The 16531-nt window shown below is 69.2% G+C and carries 24 protein-coding genes; 7 read left to right on the forward strand and 17 right to left on the reverse strand.

The window, feature by feature from the left end; genetic code table 11:
• The 4 genes from AOK08_RS06645 to AOK08_RS06660 form a co-directional block, all read right to left on the reverse strand.
• On the reverse strand, positions 1-260 hold a 260-nt coding region (locus AOK08_RS06645; protein ID WP_479683313.1), incomplete at its 3' end, for a PIN domain-containing protein.
• On the reverse strand, positions 260-469 hold the full coding sequence (locus tag AOK08_RS06650; protein ID WP_055524507.1) for a hypothetical protein: 210 nt from the start codon (positions 467-469) through the stop codon (positions 260-262). The genes AOK08_RS06650 and AOK08_RS06645, both read right to left, overlap by 1 nt.
• The gene (locus tag AOK08_RS06655) at positions 466-690 is read right to left on the reverse strand and encodes a DUF397 domain-containing protein (RefSeq protein WP_055524508.1); all 225 of its coding nucleotides are present in this window, start codon (positions 688-690) and stop codon (positions 466-468) included. The genes AOK08_RS06650 and AOK08_RS06655 overlap by 4 nt, the downstream gene beginning before the upstream one ends.
• Positions 687-1535 carry a helix-turn-helix domain-containing protein gene (locus AOK08_RS06660; protein WP_063794024.1) on the reverse strand — a complete coding sequence of 283 codons (849 nt, stop codon included), beginning with the start codon at positions 1533-1535 and terminating at the stop codon, positions 687-689. The genes AOK08_RS06655 and AOK08_RS06660 overlap by 4 nt, the downstream gene beginning before the upstream one ends.
• On the opposite strand from AOK08_RS06660, the gene AOK08_RS06665 reads away from it, so the two are divergent.
• Positions 1534-2043 carry an ATP-binding protein gene (locus AOK08_RS06665; RefSeq protein ID WP_079053873.1) on the forward strand — a complete coding sequence of 170 codons (510 nt, stop codon included), beginning with the start codon at positions 1534-1536 and terminating at the stop codon, positions 2041-2043. The two genes, AOK08_RS06660 and AOK08_RS06665, sit on opposite strands and share 2 nt — an antisense overlap.
• 162 nt (positions 2044-2205) lie before the next feature.
• On the opposite strand, the gene AOK08_RS06670 is transcribed toward AOK08_RS06665, so the two are convergent.
• The 8 genes from AOK08_RS06670 to AOK08_RS06695 all read right to left on the reverse strand — a co-directional run bounded on the left by AOK08_RS06670 (position 2206) and on the right by AOK08_RS06695 (position 7684).
• Positions 2206-3054 (reverse strand): hypothetical protein, encoded by an 849-nt coding sequence (locus AOK08_RS06670; RefSeq protein WP_055524510.1) that lies wholly within the window; start codon positions 3052-3054, stop codon positions 2206-2208.
• Positions 3038-3937, reverse strand: a complete 900-nt coding sequence (locus tag AOK08_RS06675; RefSeq protein WP_055524511.1) for an aldo/keto reductase — start codon at positions 3935-3937, stop codon at positions 3038-3040. Before AOK08_RS06675 ends, AOK08_RS06670 begins: the two co-directional genes overlap by 17 nt.
• Positions 3934-5103, reverse strand: coding sequence for a cupin domain-containing protein (locus tag AOK08_RS06680; protein WP_055524512.1), 1170 nt, complete (start codon positions 5101-5103; stop codon positions 3934-3936). The genes AOK08_RS06675 and AOK08_RS06680 overlap by 4 nt, the downstream gene beginning before the upstream one ends.
• Before the next feature lie 14 nt (positions 5104-5117).
• On the reverse strand, positions 5118-5249 hold the full coding sequence (locus AOK08_RS48355; RefSeq protein ID WP_277816009.1) for a hypothetical protein: 132 nt from the start codon (positions 5247-5249) through the stop codon (positions 5118-5120).
• Between the two features lie 404 nt (positions 5250-5653).
• Entirely contained in the window at positions 5654-5875 is a 222-nt protein-coding gene (locus tag AOK08_RS45550) for a hypothetical protein (protein WP_157876581.1), read from the reverse strand.
• 171 nt (positions 5876-6046) lie between these two features.
• Positions 6047-6895 (reverse strand): helix-turn-helix domain-containing protein, encoded by an 849-nt coding sequence (locus AOK08_RS06685; protein ID WP_055524513.1) that lies wholly within the window; start codon positions 6893-6895, stop codon positions 6047-6049.
• A gap of 23 nt (positions 6896-6918) precedes the next feature.
• Positions 6919-7449, reverse strand: a complete 531-nt coding sequence (locus tag AOK08_RS06690) for a DUF6879 family protein (RefSeq protein ID WP_055524514.1) — start codon at positions 7447-7449, stop codon at positions 6919-6921.
• Positions 7418-7684, reverse strand: coding sequence for a hypothetical protein (locus AOK08_RS06695; RefSeq protein ID WP_055524515.1), 267 nt, complete (start codon positions 7682-7684; stop codon positions 7418-7420). The genes AOK08_RS06690 and AOK08_RS06695 overlap by 32 nt, the downstream gene beginning before the upstream one ends.
• Before the next feature lie 33 nt (positions 7685-7717).
• Between AOK08_RS06695 and AOK08_RS42830 the strand changes: the two genes are divergently transcribed.
• The 3 genes from AOK08_RS42830 to AOK08_RS06705 all read left to right on the forward strand — a co-directional run bounded on the left by AOK08_RS42830 (position 7718) and on the right by AOK08_RS06705 (position 9939).
• Positions 7718-7948 carry a hypothetical protein gene (locus tag AOK08_RS42830; protein ID WP_079053874.1) on the forward strand — a complete coding sequence of 77 codons (231 nt, stop codon included), beginning with the start codon at positions 7718-7720 and terminating at the stop codon, positions 7946-7948.
• Between the two features lie 360 nt (positions 7949-8308).
• The gene (locus AOK08_RS06700; RefSeq protein WP_055524516.1) at positions 8309-8929 is read left to right on the forward strand and encodes a hypothetical protein; all 621 of its coding nucleotides are present in this window, start codon (positions 8309-8311) and stop codon (positions 8927-8929) included.
• Between the two features lie 194 nt (positions 8930-9123).
• Positions 9124-9939 carry a hypothetical protein gene (locus tag AOK08_RS06705; RefSeq protein ID WP_157876582.1) on the forward strand — a complete coding sequence of 272 codons (816 nt, stop codon included), beginning with the start codon at positions 9124-9126 and terminating at the stop codon, positions 9937-9939.
• Between the two features lie 82 nt (positions 9940-10021).
• On the opposite strand, the gene AOK08_RS06710 is transcribed toward AOK08_RS06705, so the two are convergent.
• Positions 10022-10504 (reverse strand): ATP-binding protein, encoded by a 483-nt coding sequence (locus tag AOK08_RS06710; RefSeq protein WP_055524518.1) that lies wholly within the window; start codon positions 10502-10504, stop codon positions 10022-10024.
• Positions 10505-10663: 159 nt separating this feature from the next.
• On the opposite strand from AOK08_RS06710, the gene AOK08_RS06715 reads away from it, so the two are divergent.
• Entirely contained in the window at positions 10664-11512 is an 849-nt protein-coding gene (locus tag AOK08_RS06715; protein ID WP_055524519.1) for a helix-turn-helix domain-containing protein, read from the forward strand.
• Positions 11509-11757: a DUF397 domain-containing protein gene (locus AOK08_RS06720; protein WP_055524520.1), complete on the forward strand. Its 249-nt coding sequence runs from the start codon at positions 11509-11511 to the stop codon at positions 11755-11757. The genes AOK08_RS06715 and AOK08_RS06720 overlap by 4 nt, the downstream gene beginning before the upstream one ends.
• A gap of 308 nt (positions 11758-12065) precedes the next feature.
• Here the strand turns inward: AOK08_RS06720 and AOK08_RS06725 are convergent, their stop codons facing one another.
• Together AOK08_RS06725 and AOK08_RS06730 are read right to left on the reverse strand one after the other, a co-directional pair.
• Complete coding sequence (locus tag AOK08_RS06725) at positions 12066-12461, reverse strand: SRPBCC family protein (RefSeq protein WP_055524525.1); 396 nt, start codon at positions 12459-12461, stop codon at positions 12066-12068.
• 5 nt (positions 12462-12466) lie between these two features.
• The gene (locus tag AOK08_RS06730) at positions 12467-13069 is read right to left on the reverse strand and encodes a CGNR zinc finger domain-containing protein (protein ID WP_055524521.1); all 603 of its coding nucleotides are present in this window, start codon (positions 13067-13069) and stop codon (positions 12467-12469) included.
• 21 nt (positions 13070-13090) lie between these two features.
• Here AOK08_RS06730 and AOK08_RS06735 point away from each other — a divergent pair, with 21 nt between their 5' ends.
• Positions 13091-13543, forward strand: a complete 453-nt coding sequence (locus AOK08_RS06735) for a VOC family protein (protein WP_055524522.1) — start codon at positions 13091-13093, stop codon at positions 13541-13543.
• A gap of 111 nt (positions 13544-13654) precedes the next feature.
• On the opposite strand, the gene AOK08_RS06740 is transcribed toward AOK08_RS06735, so the two are convergent.
• Positions 13655-14302, reverse strand: coding sequence for a DUF4360 domain-containing protein (locus AOK08_RS06740; RefSeq protein ID WP_055524523.1), 648 nt, complete (start codon positions 14300-14302; stop codon positions 13655-13657).
• Between the two features lie 494 nt (positions 14303-14796).
• Positions 14797-16531, reverse strand: a 1735-nt coding sequence (locus AOK08_RS06745; protein WP_055524526.1) for a peptidoglycan recognition protein family protein, incomplete at its 5' end; no start/stop codon positions are given.

Below are 16531 nucleotides of genomic sequence, written 5' to 3' on the forward strand. Positions count from 1 at the left end.
GGCATGGGCCAGGCGGGCTGAGGGCAGGGGGCGCGGGCGAAGGCGGCGTCCTCGCCGCAGGTGAGGCAGTCGAAGGCGTGCAGCCAAGTGCTGAGGCGCGTGGCCTCGGCGGTGGTGCGGGCGGAGTGCACCATCTCGCATTCGGTGGCGTGGCACACGGCAAGCAGACAGCACTCGTGCAGCGGCTTGAGCACCTCTTTGACCTGCGGTTTCAACCATCGCGCCAGGGCTGACTCGTCGATCAGGTAGCGGTCCTGCATCAGCCGGCCCGGCCGCCGATGCGCTGGAGGGAACCGTCCGCGTTGCGTGGGCCGGTGTTCTCGATGATCTCGCTGAAGTCGAGTTCGCCGGAGTCGATGGCGTCGAAGAACTCCTGCCGCAGGTGGCGCTTGATCGCGTCCTCCATGGCCAGCCGCACGGCCTTCGCCGCAAATTTGCGCTCTTCGGCGAAAGGCGCGTCGCTGGTCATAGCTCGCCGGTGATGACGCCTTCTCGGAAGGCGGCCCACTCGCCAGCGGTAAATCGGAGAGCTTCGCGGCCCTGGTTCTTCGAGTCGCGGACGGCCTTGGCGCCCCCGGAGAGTTCGGCGACTTCGACGCAGTTGCCCTCTCCGCCGCTGGCTGATGCCTTGCGCCACACGGCCGTGGTCAGGTCGATGGCGCGCAGGTCCGACGCGCGGTTGTTGCTCACTGGCGCTGCTTCTCCTCGATGCCGGCGATCAGGGCCAACGAGTCATCGGTCGGGAGCGCTGCCGCGACGATGCGTTCGAAGGCGTCGGCGAAGGTTCGAACGTCGCCGATGCCCTCAACGTAGGACGAGCCGATGAGATTCTCCAGTAGCACTACGTCAGGCATCGGCGAGGGGAAGCTGACCAGGCTGAAACCGCCGACGTTCCCGGGGTGCGGTGTCGCCTCCAACGGCATTACCTGGAGGGTCACATGAGGCATGTCCGCGACGTCGAGGAGTCGGCGTAGCTGTTCGCGCATGGTTGTGGGGCGAAGGGCGAACCGTTGGTGGAGTGCTGCCTCGTGGATCACGGCCCAGAGTTTCAACGAACCGTTGGGGCGTGTGAGTACGGCCTGGCGAGCTTGGCGTACTTCGGCCAGCGCCGCTACCTCCTCCGGCGTGCGCGTGATGGCGTTGGCCGCGATGCTCTCGCGTGCGTACGCAGCCGTCTGCAACAACCCCGGGATGAGTAGCGGGGTGAATTCGCGGATGCTGCTGGCGTCCGATTCGAGGGAGATGTAGTCGGCGTAGGAAGGGGAGACGATGCCGCTGTACGTCTGCCACCAGCCCTGTTTGCGCGCGTCCTTGGCCAAGGACTCCAGTGCGGAGATGACTTCCGGGTCGACCACGCCGTACGCCTTGAGCAGTGGGGCGACCTCGCCGGGGCGGATGTAGCCGTTGGCCGTCTCGATGCGAGAGAGCTTCGGACCGATCCAGCCCATCGTCTGGGCCGCAACGTCGAGGCTCAGGCCGGCCGAGTTGCGGTATTTGCTGGGCCTGGCATGCCTGTGGCCGCAAGGAGGCGCCATGTACCCCACTGCACCCCTCACCTCGCACTCCACATTCCTCGACACCACGGCCCCTGCCGCACTGGCCGTCCCCGGCTTTTACCTGCGGCCCCGCCCCCAGGGCTTCGCGGCACACATCTCTGCCTCGCCTCAGAACCTGTGCGCCGTAAGGCAATTGGCCGGCGCGGAGCTGCTGGCGCAGGGCATCGAGGCTGACGCCGTCGACTCCGCGCAGCTCGTCGTCTCCGAGCTGGTGGGTAACTCGGTGCGGGCGTACGGCGATTACGTACCGCTCGTGGTCGAGGTGTACGTGACGGCCTTCGGTGTCGCGGTGAATGTCCACGACCCGGACCCGGGCGCCCTGCCCAGGCGCCGGGCGACGCCGCTCGACAGCGCGGAGGCCGAGACGGGGCGGGGGCTTGGGCTGGTCGACCTGCTCGCGCCGGGGTGGAGCGTCCGGCGGTCGGCGATCGGGAAACAGGTGTGTTGTCGGGTGCCTGCTGAGACGGCGTGGCCAGACGGCTCCTGATGCCGTAAGGGTGCGAGGAAACGCTCCGTGTCAGCCTGTCGGACGCCAGGCGCTGCACCTGGCGTCCAGGATGGATGACGAATTCCCGCCGGGAGAGATCCCGTATGTGACCGGACGAGGCGAGACGGCCGAAGGCCTCTCCGGCATGGGCAACCAAATTCCTCACCGGGCAGAATGGTGTGCGCTTTCCACGCCGTGGAGATGACGGCGAACGGGCTCGGCGAGTGCGGCATAGAAGGGTGTGCGGTCGGCCGCCTGGAGAATCTGGGCGCACACGGTCAGCTCGGCGGCACGGGTCCGGGGGTCGTCCAGGATGGGCGCGAGTACGTGTCGGACGCGGGCGGCGGTCTCCTGGGCCTGGAGAGCGTAGACGTAGAGCTGCGCGGCGTCCCATCCGACGGGCGCGATCCCCCAGCCCTCCCAGTCGAAAATCTTCAGCTCGGGGCCGGTGAGATTCGCCCAGTGGAAATCTCCATGGGATGTGGACCATTCGATCGAGTCCCCGACGTCGTGGCCCGTGTATTCGGGTACGGCCCGGCGGATGTACTCCTCGCGCACGGCTACACGGTCCGTGGGGACGACGGCCAGAGTGTCGAGTGCGTGGTGCAGTTCCTTCCACCAGGGCTCAGGAAGGTTCAGTTCGGCGTCGAGGACAGGGCTGCTGGAGACGGTGGAGAGTGCGGTGTGCTCGTACAACTCGGCGCGGTACGCGTGGCCGTCGTCCTGCCAGTCGTAGATCCGGTGCAGGGCGGGGCGGGGGATGCTGTCCGGGAGATGGTCCTGCGCGGTCTTCGGGCCGTCCCAGAGTTTGCCCTGGGCGCGGTCGACGGGCTCGGAAACCAGCCGAAGCCAGTCCTGTGCCCCGGCCTTGCCGGTGGTGCCCGAGAGGGTGCGGCCGTTGTAGCCCCAGACGGCGTTCTGCGCGGTGTCGCGGACACCCAGGGCGGTGCAGGCGAGGCTCTTGGCGGTGCGCATGCGGTCTGCGGTGGGGTTGTCAGGGGCCGAGAACATCGATCACCTTCCGGAGCGTCTTGAGCGGGAGCGGGGGCAGTGCGAGCGTGTTCGCGGCGGCATCCCAGTGTGCCGGGTTGTGTGTGCCGAGAAGGACCCGTGTCACTCCTGGGGTGGACGCCACGACACGCAGAGCGGCTTGCGCGGTGGTGAGGCCGGGGCCTATCAGTTCGGCCAGTTCCCGCGTGACCATGCCTGGGAGTTCGCCGCCGTGCAGTGGCGAGGAGACGAACGTGTCGAGCCCTGCGGCGTGGGCGTGGACGAGCGGTCCGCGTCCGTCCAGGGCGAGACTGATCGGCTGGACCATGACGAGGCTGACGGGGAGTTGAACGGCGCGGAGGTGATGGTCACCCGAACCGGCGGCTTCCTGCGCCAGGGTGAGGATTTCCGGCACGGTGAACGCGCCGGAGTCCAGACCTGACCAGGTGGCGACCCCGTATCCGCCGATCCGGTCCGCGTCCGTGAACTCTTCGAGGACGGTGAACGCGTTCCGCAGCAGCGCGTGGAGTTCGTCGCGGTCGTCGGTGGCGTGTTCCGGGTTGTGCACGAACACGCAGTCGGCGCGGCCGAGGACGTCGAGGGAGCGGGAGGTCTGCCACCGGAGGAAATCCGCGGTGAGACTGTGGCCGGCGGCGGCTTCCTCGGGGGTCAGGATTCCAGCCTCGACGGCGGCTTCTCCCTCCTCCTGGACGAAGAAGCCCGTCTTCGTGGAGATCCTCACCTGCCGAGGCTGGGGAAGCGCGGACACGAGGAGCGTGTGGGCATGTCCGGCGCGGTAGTTGGGGGCGGCGTCGATCCAGACGACCCCCCGGGCAGTCGCGTGTCCGACCGCCCGGGGGATGTCCCGGCAGTGGTAGGTGCCGAGCGCGAGTTCCGGGCTCACCGATGGCTCACCAACGCCACGTCGACAGCCACCAGTTCCGTGACGACGGCCGCGACCTGCTTTGTGGTCAGCCCGGCCTCCCCGGCGAGGTCGCCGAGTGAGGCAGAGTGACCCGCGACGAGTGGTTGGAGGACGGGAGCGGCGGCAGCGGCGAACGTCCACATCTCGCCTCCGGCCCGGAGTACGACCTGGCCCTCGTCGTTGGCTTCAAGCAGCGCCCGCGAGGAGGCGAGCCGGACGATCAGGTCGTCCTCGGCCGGAATGCCGTCGAGGAACGGCAGCGAGGTCATCAGCCGCCCCGGGTCGGTCGCGTCGCGAAGGCCGAGGAACTCGCGGATCGCGTCGTCGTCCAGGGCCTCCGTGACTTCCTCACGGAGGGTGGCGAGGTAGGCGGCCTGGTCCCGGTCGTCGCCGAACATGGGCAGGTGCGCCCGAACCGTTTCCGAGCCGCGTAGGCGGTCGGCGAGCCAGGCGAGGAGATCGGCGCCGGTCGTGGTTTGGAGTCCGCACGTCAGGTGCAGGGATCGGCCCTCGGTCGCGGCCACCGCGTGCCACCAGCCGCGCGGGAGGTAGAGCATGTCGCCTGCCCGAAGGGTGACTTCGGCCAGGGGCTCGCCGGTCGGTGCCTCGGGCGCTTCCATGTCCCGGTACAGAGGGTTGACCCGGGTCGGCCCGTAGATCCTCCAGCGCTTCGCCCCCTCCACTTGGAACACCACCACGTCGTGGTCGTCCCAGTGGGTTCCGAAACCTTCCTGAGCCGTCCACGAGGCGTAGACATTGACCTGGACGTGCGCGCGGAACACCCGCTCCAGATCTCGGGTCAGGGTCTCGACGGGGGCGTGGAGTTCGTCAACGGCGTCGAGGACGAGGGAGGCGCCGTCGTGCAGTTGCTCGTGCAGACGGGACGGCTGGATGCGCTGCCACACGGTGCTGCGGCGGGTTGTCACGGGGCTGGCGTACGTCTGCCAGTGGACGAGTTCGCCGTCACGGTGCAGGCGCAGGCGCGGGGATTCCAGCCGGCCCCGGGCCACGATGTCGTTGAGGTCGGCCCAGGAGAGGACGTCCGAGAAGTCTCCGACGTTGGTCCACACACGGTGTTGGCGGCCGAAAGCCTCGGCGAGGAATTCCCCGCCGAGGCACTCGACCACCTTGGAGAAGCTGGTCACAGGATCAGCGCCGCTCAGTCGTTGGAGTCGGAGACACCCGTGCTGCCGCCGTCGGAGGGCTGCTCGGCGCGGGAACGGGCGGCGGCGATGGACGCGCGGGCGACCAGCAGACCGTCATCGGCCTGCGTGGCGGTGTTCTCGTACATAGCGTGTGCTCCTTCTTTTTCTCGGGTGCTCCCGCCGGGGTACCGGCGGGAAGTCTGCGGGCCCGTAGAACGCCGGAATCACCAGCCGGGAAAGCGGCCGGGCGCTCTGGTGAGGCACCACGCCGCGTCTTCTACGGCCTTGTCGAGGCCATCGAGGATCACGAGCGTGCCGTCTGCGGGTGGGTGTCCGGAGTAACCGGACCGGGGTCGGCGAGGAGGCCCGGGTCGCAGGTCCACTCCAGCCCCCCCGCCCGTCGGCCACAACCACGCGACCGGGTGCGGTTTGTCGACGTCGGGGGCGATGGCGCGAAGCACGCCACGGCGACCGCTCCGGGTGTCGGTCACCGTGCGGCCGAGCCATGGGTGGGACTGGTGGGCCAGGCCGATCCCTTGCCCCTTCCCGGTCACCGCGTACTCCCGGCGGCGGGGATGCTGTGCTCGCGGGCGCGCGGCGAGCGCACGGTCACGTCGTCACCGTCGACCCGGTGGGCGGGACGGACCAGCGAGTACAGACGTCCGCAGGACGGACAGGCGCGGCCGGAGATCACCTCGACCGGCCACACCTCACGCGGTGGGATACCGGGTAAGGCTGCGGCTGGTCCGCTTTGCTCTGCCGTCATCGTCATGTAAACACGCCTCGGTCCAGGGGCGGACGGCCCGCCCACGCGGGGGACACGGGCGGGCCTCTCTCCACTGCCGCCGAGGGCGGGGAGCCTGCGGATTGCGCTCGGCGACTACCTTGACGGTAGGGAGCGCAGAGGAGCGACCTCAAGAAGATTGCGGCTAATTGCGGAACATCAACTGAAGGAGTCAATCGCCGAGTTGATCAGCCCGCGAGCAGCGTCGCCGTGAACGGCCATTTTCCTCAGTTCCTCGAACGCGCGGCCGTAGTCGGCCAGTTCGCGGGGCTGGGTCACGTTGATCTCGGCGGTGAGAGTCTCGACCAGGGCATGGCGGTTGTCGTGGAGATAGAACGCCTCCAGCGGCCACATGGTGCGCGGCGCTCCGGCCGGTATGACGCCGAGGGAGACGGAGGGCAGCGGCATGACGGCGAGGAGGTGCTGAAGCTGGGCGCGCATGGTCTCCGCGCTCCCGATCCGGTGCCGCAGCACCAACTCCTCCATGAGTACGAGGAAACGGTGACCGCCCTCGTACAGGAACCGGGACCGGGCCAACCGCGCCGCGACGGCCTCGGGGACGTCATTGGGGGTGCCCTGGAAAACGGTGATGGTCTCCATCAGGGCCGTGGCGTACGCAGGCGTCTGGAAGAACCCGGGGACGACGTTGGAGAGGTACGCGCGGCACACGTCGGTGTTCTCGTACCAGCCGTAGATGTCCTCCTGGACCTTGCGCATGCCGTTGCGCTGGAGTCGCCGCCACTCGATGTACATCGAGTCGACCGCGCGGGCCGTGGCGATCAGATCGTCCACCTGGTCCTCGGCGCCGCACGCGGTGCACCAGGCCCGGATGTCCGAGTCCGAGGGGGGCGCTTCGCCCTTCTGGATACGCGTGGTTTTCGCAGGATGCCAGCCGCACCGGTCGGACAGTTCCTTCCCGGTGAGGCCGGCGTCCTTCCGGAGGTGCGCCAGGCGCACGGCGAGGGCTTTGCGGGCCGCCTGGGCGCTGGAGGAGGGAGAGGTGAACATAGGCAGAGGGTCGTGCGCGGCCGTCAGATGGCGAACTTCTCGTGGTCGACGGCGCGTTCCCACACAGTCTCGAACGCGGTGGTGACCATCTTCACCACGGCGGGGTCCTCGTTGAACTCGTGCCCGGCCCAGTCGCCGTCTCCGGTGAACCAGTGGAACATCACCCGCTGATCGTCGATCAGCCACAGGTCGTTGCCAGGAAGGGCGATGTCGGAGGCGAGACGGCGCGGGAGCCAGCGCACCAGTTCCCCGGCCGCGAGGTTCACGACCGTCCCGGCGTGCTCGAAGCGGATGTAGTCCGTCACCGGCTCGGACACGATCCGGGCCCGCCGCATGACCACGCCTCGGGCGATCGTCTCCTTCACCAGGGGAACCCACCCGCCCCAGTCTGCGGACTCGGGATCGGCGTCGGGATGGACACCGGTACGCCGGAACTCCTCGAAGTCGGCGGCTTCGTCGCCCACGCCGTAGACATCGCGCATCTCCAGATGGACGGCGCTGTGCTGAGCCGACCCCAGCAGCTCAGAGAAGTCCGGCACGCCGTTCTGCGACATCACACGCCTCCCTCAAGAGCGGCACCATGCGGGCCGGGACGCGGATCACTGTCTCGTGCGCGGGGATTCCCGTGTCGTGACCGGCGACCCATTCCGTCTCGCTCACCTGTGCCCTCAACAACTCGTCGGCCGTCTCGCCTTGGAGGACCAGGTCAGCCGTCTCTTCCTCGACCCACACCGTCGGCGAGCCGCCGCCCTGCGTCTCCGGGTCTATACCGATGAACTCTAGGGGCATGGTGCCCTCCCGTCCCAAGTCTGTTGCGCGCTCTTGCGTGAAACGCTTCCTCCAGGGCGTCAGGAACGTCAAGGGCGCATAGGGGATCTGGCTGAGAAGGGCGCCGACGCAGCCCCAGACCCCGCAGGCGTCCCGGCCCGCAACGGCCTCACGGCGGCCCAGGTCCGCGGCACCACCGGCCCGAACCTGGCCCCGGCCCCGGCCACGGGCTGGCCCGCCGCCCAGAGCTGGCCGAACGCGGCGGGCATGGGCCAGGCGGGCTGACAGCCGGTTCTCACTCCGGCCGTGAAACCGGCCGTGAATCCGGCCGTGAGTCTGTCCGTGAACACGAAACACCCCAAGTCGCATCATGGCTTGGGGTGTTTCCGCATCCCGTACCGGCCCCGTCCGGCCCCGTCCGGCCCCGTCCGGCCCCGTCCGGCCCGGGACCGTATCCCAGGCACCCCATGTACCCGCAGGTCAGACGGGGTGGGATGGTTCCAGCCCGCTCGATCGGCCGTCGGCTGTTGCGCCCGGCCGCCGTGACAGCCGATGCTCTTGGTGCCGCACCGACCAGGACCGGCCCGACCAGCCGGCCCCACCGGGGCATCCGCATCCACGCACTCGTCCACGGGGGAAACACCCATGTCCATGCGCATTCGAACGAGCGCTCTCACCGCACTCACCGTCGCCGCCGTCGCGGCGGGTACGGTCCTCACGGCACCGGCCGCCGACGCCGCGCCGAAGGCCGCCGCGCCGAAGTTCCTGGCGGCGTCCGAGCTGCCGCCGCACCCGTCGTCGTCCTGGACCGCCGGGCCGGTCAAGGAGGGGTTCCCGAAGGCGCTCGGCCAGTGCGTGAGCACGGAGGGCGTGATGGCCTACGAGTACCGGTACCGGGAGTTCACCACCGACCTGGACACCAGCGCCACGCAGTTGACCGTCACGGCGACCACACCCACCCTGGCCAAGAACCTGGCGAAGCAGTACGACGACCTGATCCGCAACTGCGCCCAGCGCATCGAGGCGTCCTCCGACGTCTGGGCCGAGGGCCGGGACTACGGCACGCTGCCGGTCGAGGAGGGCGCCCACGTCCGTGGCGTGCACACCAAGACGTCCTGGGGCGCCAACGACGTCTCCCTGCTGTCGGTCGGACGGGACGGCAAGACCGTCACCGTCGTCTGGTGGGGACAGATGGGCAACTTCAAGGACGCGCCCGTGACCGCCTTCAAGAAGACCACGACCACGGCCGTCAACAAGCTGTACTGACCGGGCGGGCCACGGGACAGTTACGGGGGTCGTCCTCGCCACGGGGGTCGGAAGGACGGCCCCGTAACCGTCCCGGTTCGGACGTCGGCGACGGCCAGTTGTTTGTCCAATCCACTGAAGACAACTCCCCTTCTCCCTGGGAGAGTTGTGCCCGCAACGATCGGAATCCGCGACTTTCCAAAAAGAGGAGCACGATGAGATCGCTATGGGCAACCAGAACCGCGGGCGCGTTACTCGCCGCCACGGCCATGATTCCCTTCGGCACCCAGGCAGTGCAGGCCGCACCCGCCGTGTCGGCCGCACCGGCGGTACGGGCGGTGCCCGCAGATCGGGCTGCGGCAAGCCCACAGGTCGTCGAATACATCGAGTTGCTGAAGGCGGCGTACTCGGCCTACCAGGCGTACACGGCGCACAGCGGTATGTCGCTGGAAGAGGCGACGCAGCGGATCCAGAACTCGATCAACCAGGCGAAGACGGAGATCCTCTCGCACGTCGACCAGGTCGCCACGGCCGAGGCACGGTCCTGTGCCCGGCAGGCCGTCATCGACTTCGCCGACATCACGCGCTTCACGACGGACACGCTTCAGGCGTTCGCGCGCGACACCACAGGCTGCGTGACCCGCATCGACAGCCTCCTCGGCACCGTCTCCGACAAGGCGGCGGTGGACCAACTCGGCTTCGCCGTCAACGCGGTGGGGCCGATCTCGCTGGTCGCCCGGGCCCGCGCCGGCTTCGATACCGCCTTGCTGAAAAGTACCCTGGTCAACGCCCACAACACGATCGTGACCAGGCTGGATCCGACGTGCAGGAGCGTACGGGTCACGGAACGTCCCCTCATCGAGGAACAGGTCACCTGCACCGCCTACAACGGCAACACCGGCTGGGACTCAAGGAGAATCGCGCCCGCCCCGGCCGAGCCGCGCATCGATGTCGAGCCGCTGAAGGCCGAGGCGTCGAGGGGCACGAGCTGGGTGGCGGCCAAGGCGGTCCTGCCCGCACTCCAGTCCTGACCCAGCACCGTTGAGCCGACACCCGGGCCGGGCGTTACCCCTGGCCCGGGGGTCGGCGCGCCCAGCGGCGTCCGCGGTGGTTTCACCGGCCCACCCTCTGCCGCCTCATCAGCGACCACCACTGCGGTACGTCCACCTCGGCCAGGATCGTCTTTCCCGGTGGCTCCCGGTCCACCACCTCCCACCGGTCCGCCACCGCGTCGACGACGGCCAGTCCCCGCCCGGACTCCGCAAGGAGCGACGTGGCCCGTACGCCCCTCGGTCCCGGGGGACGCGGGCCGCTCCGGGTGTCGCTGACCTCGACGCGCACGCTGCCCGTGACGAGCCGGAGCCGCAGCTCGAAGTCCCGCCCGGGAACGCGCCCATGGGTCACGGCATTCGCGGCCGGCTCGGCGACGATCAACGCGACGGCCTCGGAGACGTCCGAGCCGTACGGGATGCCCCAGACGTCGAGTTGCCCCACGGCGAGGTGCCGGGCGAGGCGGGCGCCTCGCGGGGTGGAACTCAGGCGCTGGGTGAACATACGTACGGTAACCGGGTGTTGAGGGGCTGGGGGTGCGCTCATGGGCCCAATGTGACGGGCCCGAGGGGCTCTTCGCCAGCTCGGAGCCATGTACGCCGGGGCAGCGTACGCGGTTACGGGCTGGACAGTACTCGTCACTGCGCGTGACTATTGGTGGATCGGGTGTGTTCGCCGGGACGAGTGCGAGAAGGGTGGCCGACGATGGTTGAGGGCATGCAGGGGATGGCGAACGGTGAGCCGGAGTTCTCGGACAGTCTGCGGACCTTCGGGGCTGTGGTCCAGGCACTGCGCGAGCACATGGGGATGAGCAGGAAGGAGCTGGCGGTCGCGGTGCGGTTCTCCGAACACACCGTGGCCTCCGTGGAGTTGGGGAGGCGAATGCCCGACGAGGTGTTCGTGGAGCGAGCGGATGCGGCGCTGGGCAACACCGGGGCGCTGAAGAAGGCCGCCGAGTTCCTCAACCGACAGCCGGGACTGGCCGCCTGGTTCAGGCGGTGGGCACAGTTGGAGCTGACGGCGATCAGTCTGTGCACATACGAATGCCGCCTGATTCCGGGCCTGTTGCAGACGGAGACGTACGCCCGAGCCGTAACGATGAGCGTGCCGCCGATCCCCTCCGAGGCGGAGGCGAACCGGCGGATCGAAGCCCGCCTCGAACGGCAGAAGCTGCTCTCCGTACAGCGGGACCCGCTGTGCTCGTTCAGCTTCATCATCGAACAGGCGATGCTGGAGCGACACACGGGCGGCGAGGAGGTCACCCGGGAACTGCTCGACCACCTGCTGGACGTGCTCGACCGGCACTGGAACGTGGAGATCCAGATCATGCCGCTTCGGCAGCCCGTACACGCGGGGCTGGACGGGCCGTTGCAGCTGCTGGAGACACCGACGAACAAGTGGTTCGCCTACTCCGAAGGACAGGAGAACGGCCGCCTCATCTCCGACCCGAAAGGGATCAGCATCCTCCAGCAGCGGTATGCGAAACTGCGATCGCAGGCCCTGACACCGGAAGACTCCCGGAGCCTGCTGGAGCAGATGCGAGGAGCACTATGAGGACAACACCCAACCTGGCCTGGTTCAAGAGCAGTTACAGCGGTTCCCAGGGCGACGACTGTGTCGAAGTCGCCCTCTCCTGGCACAAGTCCAGCTACAGCAGCGGCAGCCAGGGCGACTGCGTAGAAGTAGCCACCTGCCCCGGCACCATCCACATCCGGGACTCCAAGGACAAGACGGGCCCCCAACTCGCCCTCTCCCCCGCCGCCTGGGCCGGGTTCGTCGCCGAGGCCGGGCGGGTCTGAGTTCGGGCAGGGGGCGGCTCCCCTTCAAGTCCGGCTCGCCCGCCCGGACAATCGGCCCCGGCGAGCGCACCGGCCGCTTCCGGATCGGCGGCGACCAGCCGGTCCTGGACTCCGACGGCCGCAGCCGCATTTCGGTGGAGGACGCGGCCATCGCCTTGATCGACGAGGCGGAGCTGCCGCGCTTCGTGCAGCGCCGCTTCACCATCGGCTACTGAGAGCCACAGCTCCCACGTTGGCGGCCGGACCCAGCCCCGGAGAAGTGCCGCCGTCCAGCCGCGCGCGGGCGGATCAGGTGTCGCGCGCTGCCCTCACCGCCGGTCGAGGACGGCGGCGGTCCGGTCCAGGATGTGCCGCCAGTGCGCCCGCCGCTGTTCGCGCTCTTCGGCGCTCGCCAGGTGCTCCTGGTGGAAGCGGAGCATCGTCCGGGCCCCGTCGGCGGTGGGGGCGAGGGCGACCTGGACCGTGGTGGTGCCGTGGGTGACGCGGATGCGGTCCCGCGGGCGGTAGCCGCGCACCTCACCCGTCACCCCTGCGGCCGTTCGGTAGGGGGCGCCGTGTTCCGGGACGAGGACCGCGCCGGGGCCGAGCCAGAGGGCGACCCCTTCGGAGCTGCTGATGAAGTCCCAGACGACGGGCACGGGGTGGGGCAGCGTGCGGGACACGCCGATCTGCCAGCCCGCGTCCTTGGTGAGTCCGGTGGGCATCGGGGTCATCCTTCCTCGGAGTTGCGGGCACGCAGCGCCCTCACCTTGTGGCGGTTGCCGCAGTGCTCCATGGAGCACCAGCGGCGGCGGCCGGGGCGTGAGGTGTCGACGTAGACGAGGTGGCAGTCCTCGGCGGCGCAGGTGCGGACGCGGTGCGCGAAAGGGCCGGTCAGCAACTCGACGGCGTCCCGTGCGACGGCGGCCACCAGGTGGGTGCCGGTAGGGGTTCCGGCCCACTGTCGCTGCCCGGTCGGCGCGATGGCGGGTGCCAGGTCCGGACGGGCCGCTGCCTCGTTGATGGTCTCCAGGTCACCGGGCGGGTTCGGCTCGCCGCGTGTGTGGGCGACGACCACCCGAAACAGTGCGTCGCGCAGCCTCCGGGCGTCCGCCACCTCGGCTTCGGAGATCTCCAGCACGGGCGTCGGCGTCAGCCGCGACCGGTCCGCCCACGCGGCCAGGTCGGCGGGCTCGTGCAAGACCTCGTACCGGCGGAAGGGGCCGGGGCCGCCGGTGGTCAGCAGTTCCAGGCACAGCGCGCCGGGGTCGAACCGGTAGGCGACGCCGGTATGGGAGTGCAGCGTCAGCCCTCTGGTTGCGGAGGAGTCCATGTAACCAATATAACTGGTTACATGGCAGTGAGTTGGAAGTTGGTCATCGACAGCACGAACGCTTCCGCCCTCGCGGACTTCTGGGCCGCGGCCCTGGAGTACGAGGTGGAGGACCCCAGCACTCTCATCGAGCAGTTGCTGGCCGCCGGCCACATCGGCGAGGAGGCAGTCGTCGAGCATCGCGGTCGCAGGACCTTCCGCGGCTACGCCGCGATCCGCCACCCCGAGGACCCGTTCGACCGGACCAGCGGCGTCGGCCGCGGCCGGCGGCTGCTCTTCCAGGACGTGCCCGAGGGCAAAGTGGGCAAGAACCGCCTGCATCTCGACGTCCACAGCGAGCCCGGCGGCCTCGGCAAGCTGGTGGCCCGACTGGAAGAACTGGGGGCGACCCGCGTCCGTGAGGTCGACAAGGGACCTGCCGGGCACTGGTGGATCATGCGGGATCCGGAAGGCAACGAGTTCTGCGCGGCGTAGGCCGGGCCGCGACCGCCCTCGACAGAAAGACCCAACGGCAGCGGGGTGCGGACACGGCAGGCCGTGTCCGCACCCCGTTGGGCTACAACTCCGGTACGGCGCCCGGAACCCCTACTTCTTCGCGGGGCACGGCTGCCACGCCATGTGGTAGATCGTGCTGATGTCGCCGTCCGTCGAGTCCATCGCCATGAAGCTGCTGCCGGTCGACGTGCCCTTGTTCACCCGCAGCTCGGTGTTGATGTTGAAGTTGCGCTGAACTCCACAGGGCGCCCAGACCAGTTGGGCCCAGTCGGTGGCGTCGGTGGCCTGCCAGTTGTCGTTGTACGGGCCGTTGTACGTGTGGGTGCGGAACACCGTGCTCGGCGAGCCCTGGAAGTAGTACGAGGCCCGCTCGACGCCGCTCGCACCGCGCTGAAGGGCCGCGAAGCCACGGTAGTCCACGCTCGCGATGGCGTACGTGAAGCCCGCCGGGACGTGCACCAGCAGGTTGAGCTGGCAGTTCTTGCGGAACGCCGTGGGGTCGGCGTTGGCGCCGACCTGGGCGAGGTAGTCGCTGTAGGTGACGGTGAAGGCGGTGTTGTCGCCGGAGACGGCCACCGCGGCCGTGCCCGCGGGGCAGCCGGAGCCGTTCACCGTGGCGACCTTGATGACGATCTTGTCCGGGGGCGGGTCCTCGAAGGACGACGGGGCACCCTGTGCGGGTATCGCTGCGGCGAACAGAACGGCGATCGCGCCGCTCGCGATCAGGCCACCAGCCATGGTTCTCCCTTTCATCACTGTGTGCAGTGGGGGGTGAGAATCGCGCATGGGCAACGGTCATGGGCATGCCAAGCACACGCCCCTGACCGCACTCAACCTGTGTTTGAGCCATGAAGGAACTGTGAAGGCCGAGCGGTCGCAGCATAGGTGCGCCAACATGCACCAGCCAGGTTGTTCTCCGGCCATTTCCGCCCCGATGCGGCCTGTTTCGCTCGTTGATGTAACACGCAGCCATCGCCGCACCACACGGAGCATCCACCAGACCGGCATCAAGCGGCCGTTTCACGGACATGCCACAGAACGCGCCCCACCGGCACCTGCTGGGCAAACCGCCCAACGGCCCGGTGTCCTGATCGCACATCAGCACATCAGCACATCCGGCCGATCCGGCCGATCCGGAAACGCGAACAGCCTGAGCGCCGTACGAGGACGGCACCCAGGCTGTTCGAGCTGTTCGAGCTACGGACTGCGGACTGCGGGCTACGGACTGCGGGCTACTTCAGGTAGATCAAGCCGTCCGTGGTGATCGCCGGGCGGCCGGTCGTGCCGACGACCACGATCCTGACCGTGTGCTTGGCGCTCGCGCTCCAGCTCTTCGTCCAGATCGCGTCGCGGTACTTCGTGGTCGGTGACTTCAGGTCCACCGTGGCGGCCTTCACCCCGTCCACGAAGATGTCGGCCTGGCCGGACGCCGAGGCCCGCGACACCGTAAGGGCTGCCGAGCGGCCGGTGAACGTCCAGGTCAGCGAGGAGTTCTTGGTGGAGCTCGAGTACGAGTTGCCGCCCAGGTAACTGGCGGACGACTTCGTCACCCAGGTGCCGGTGCGGGTCGCCGAGGTCTCCTGGAGGACCGTCGGCGTACCGGCGACCGAGGCGGCCCTGGTGTTGCCCGCCTGGTCGTACGCCGTCATCGCCCAGGTGGTGGCCGTACCGGACCTGGCGGTCAGGTCGGCGCCGGTGACCGTCGGGCCGTACGTCCTGGCGAGCGGGGCCGTCAGGCGTACCTCCCTCAGGGCGGCCGAGTCGGTGGCCTTCCACTTCAGGGTGACCGGGACGGCCGTGGTCTCCACCGTGCCGGTGCGCAGGGCGAGGTTCGGGGCGGTGGTGAAGGCCGGCGGGGTCTTCTCGGCGACGACGGTCGCGGCGGCGGTGGTCGTCGTCCTCCCGGAGATGTGGGTGGCCCGTACGGACACGGCGTGCGTGCCGAGGCCCAGGTTCATCTGCGCCGAGGTCGCCGTACCGTCGGTGGTGGCGGCGACCGCGCCGTCCACCAGCACCTCGTACCTGGTGATCAGGGCGGCCGGGGTGGTCGCCGACCAACTGACCGTCGTGGCGGCCTGGGTGTACGTCCGTGAGCCCGAAGTGCCCGCGCCCGTCACCGACTTGAGGGCGAGACCGGTGACCGGGCCCGCCGCATAGGCGCGGATCGTGCCCAGTTGGGCGTGGAGCTTGGACCCCGGGCACTCGGTGGCGTAACCGTCGCCGTGGCCGTGGATGGTCGGGAAGACGAGCTTGTCGCCCGTCTTCCACGTCCTCGTGTTGTACTCACTGGTCCCGGACGCGCCCGCCGTGAGCGTGGTGGTGGCCGTCGGCCCGGGGTCGACCCCGTACTGGCCGAGCTTCCAGGCGGCGAGGCGTGCGACGGAGGTCAGGACCGCCGTCGGCGGGGCGACCAGGCTGTAGTTGCCGAGGACGGAGATGCCGGTGGTCTGGCTGTTGAAGCCGTAGGCGTGCGCGCCGAAGACCGCCTTGTCGACCCCGCCCTTGCGGCCCTCGAAGATCGTGCCGCACTTGTCGACCAGGAAGTTGTACCCGATGTCCTTCCAGCCGTTCGTCTTGACGTGGTACGCGTAGATTGCCCGGATCATCGCCGGGGACTGGGAACAGGTGTAGTCGTTCGACTCGGCGGTGTGGTGGACGACCACCGCCTTGATCCCGCCGGTCAGATACTCCGGGGCCTCGGGGCTCAGCGACTCGTCCGCGCCCCAGCCCGCCCGCAGGACGATCGGCGGCTTGGCCGCGGTGGACGCCGGGGCGGCGGAACCGGTGCCCACCGAGGCGTTCGTCGAGTCGTCCGTCAAGGCGTCCGTCGAGGCGTCCGTCGAGGCCGGAGCGGAGACGGGAGCCGAGGCCGAGGCCGTGGTCGACGCCGGGTCGGTCGTCACGGGCGCGCCGCTCGGCGACTCGGAGGTGACGGGGGCGGAGGGAGCGGAGGGGGCGGCCGAGGAG

It is taken from the genome of Streptomyces graminilatus, assembly GCF_001418565.1.
GTDB classification, from domain to species: domain Bacteria; phylum Actinomycetota; class Actinomycetes; order Streptomycetales; family Streptomycetaceae; genus Streptomyces; species Streptomyces graminilatus.

What these genes read in the sequence shown, in the direction of transcription:
- AOK08_RS06650 (WP_055524507.1), bottom strand. Translation starts at nt 469, where the DNA reads ATGACCAGCGACGCGCCTTTCGCCGAAGAGCGCAAATTTGCGGCGAAG.
- AOK08_RS06665 (WP_079053873.1), top strand. Translation starts at nt 1,534, where the DNA reads ATGTACCCCACTGCACCCCTCACCTCGCACTCCACATTCCTCGACACC.
- AOK08_RS06660 (WP_063794024.1), bottom strand. Translation starts at nt 1,535, where the DNA reads ATGGCGCCTCCTTGCGGCCACAGGCATGCCAGGCCCAGCAAATACCGC.
- AOK08_RS06670 (WP_055524510.1), bottom strand. Translation starts at nt 3,054, where the DNA reads ATGTTCTCGGCCCCTGACAACCCCACCGCAGACCGCATGCGCACCGCC.
- AOK08_RS48355 (WP_277816009.1), bottom strand. Translation starts at nt 5,249, where the DNA reads ATGTACGAGAACACCGCCACGCAGGCCGATGACGGTCTGCTGGTCGCC.
- AOK08_RS45550 (WP_157876581.1), bottom strand. Translation starts at nt 5,875, where the DNA reads ATGACGATGACGGCAGAGCAAAGCGGACCAGCCGCAGCCTTACCCGGT.
- AOK08_RS06685 (WP_055524513.1), bottom strand. Translation starts at nt 6,895, where the DNA reads ATGTTCACCTCTCCCTCCTCCAGCGCCCAGGCGGCCCGCAAAGCCCTC.
- AOK08_RS06690 (WP_055524514.1), bottom strand. Translation starts at nt 7,449, where the DNA reads ATGTCGCAGAACGGCGTGCCGGACTTCTCTGAGCTGCTGGGGTCGGCT.
- AOK08_RS06695 (WP_055524515.1), bottom strand. Translation starts at nt 7,684, where the DNA reads ATGCCCCTAGAGTTCATCGGTATAGACCCGGAGACGCAGGGCGGCGGC.
- AOK08_RS06700 (WP_055524516.1), top strand. Translation starts at nt 8,309, where the DNA reads ATGTCCATGCGCATTCGAACGAGCGCTCTCACCGCACTCACCGTCGCC.
- AOK08_RS06705 (WP_157876582.1), top strand. Translation starts at nt 9,124, where the DNA reads ATGAGATCGCTATGGGCAACCAGAACCGCGGGCGCGTTACTCGCCGCC.
- AOK08_RS06710 (WP_055524518.1), bottom strand. Translation starts at nt 10,504, where the DNA reads ATGAGCGCACCCCCAGCCCCTCAACACCCGGTTACCGTACGTATGTTC.
- AOK08_RS06715 (WP_055524519.1), top strand. Translation starts at nt 10,664, where the DNA reads ATGGTTGAGGGCATGCAGGGGATGGCGAACGGTGAGCCGGAGTTCTCG.
- AOK08_RS06720 (WP_055524520.1), top strand. Translation starts at nt 11,509, where the DNA reads ATGAGGACAACACCCAACCTGGCCTGGTTCAAGAGCAGTTACAGCGGT.
- AOK08_RS06725 (WP_055524525.1), bottom strand. Translation starts at nt 12,461, where the DNA reads ATGCCCACCGGACTCACCAAGGACGCGGGCTGGCAGATCGGCGTGTCC.
- AOK08_RS06730 (WP_055524521.1), bottom strand. Translation starts at nt 13,069, where the DNA reads ATGGACTCCTCCGCAACCAGAGGGCTGACGCTGCACTCCCATACCGGC.
- AOK08_RS06735 (WP_055524522.1), top strand. Translation starts at nt 13,091, where the DNA reads ATGGCAGTGAGTTGGAAGTTGGTCATCGACAGCACGAACGCTTCCGCC.
- AOK08_RS06740 (WP_055524523.1), bottom strand. Translation starts at nt 14,302, where the DNA reads ATGGCTGGTGGCCTGATCGCGAGCGGCGCGATCGCCGTTCTGTTCGCC.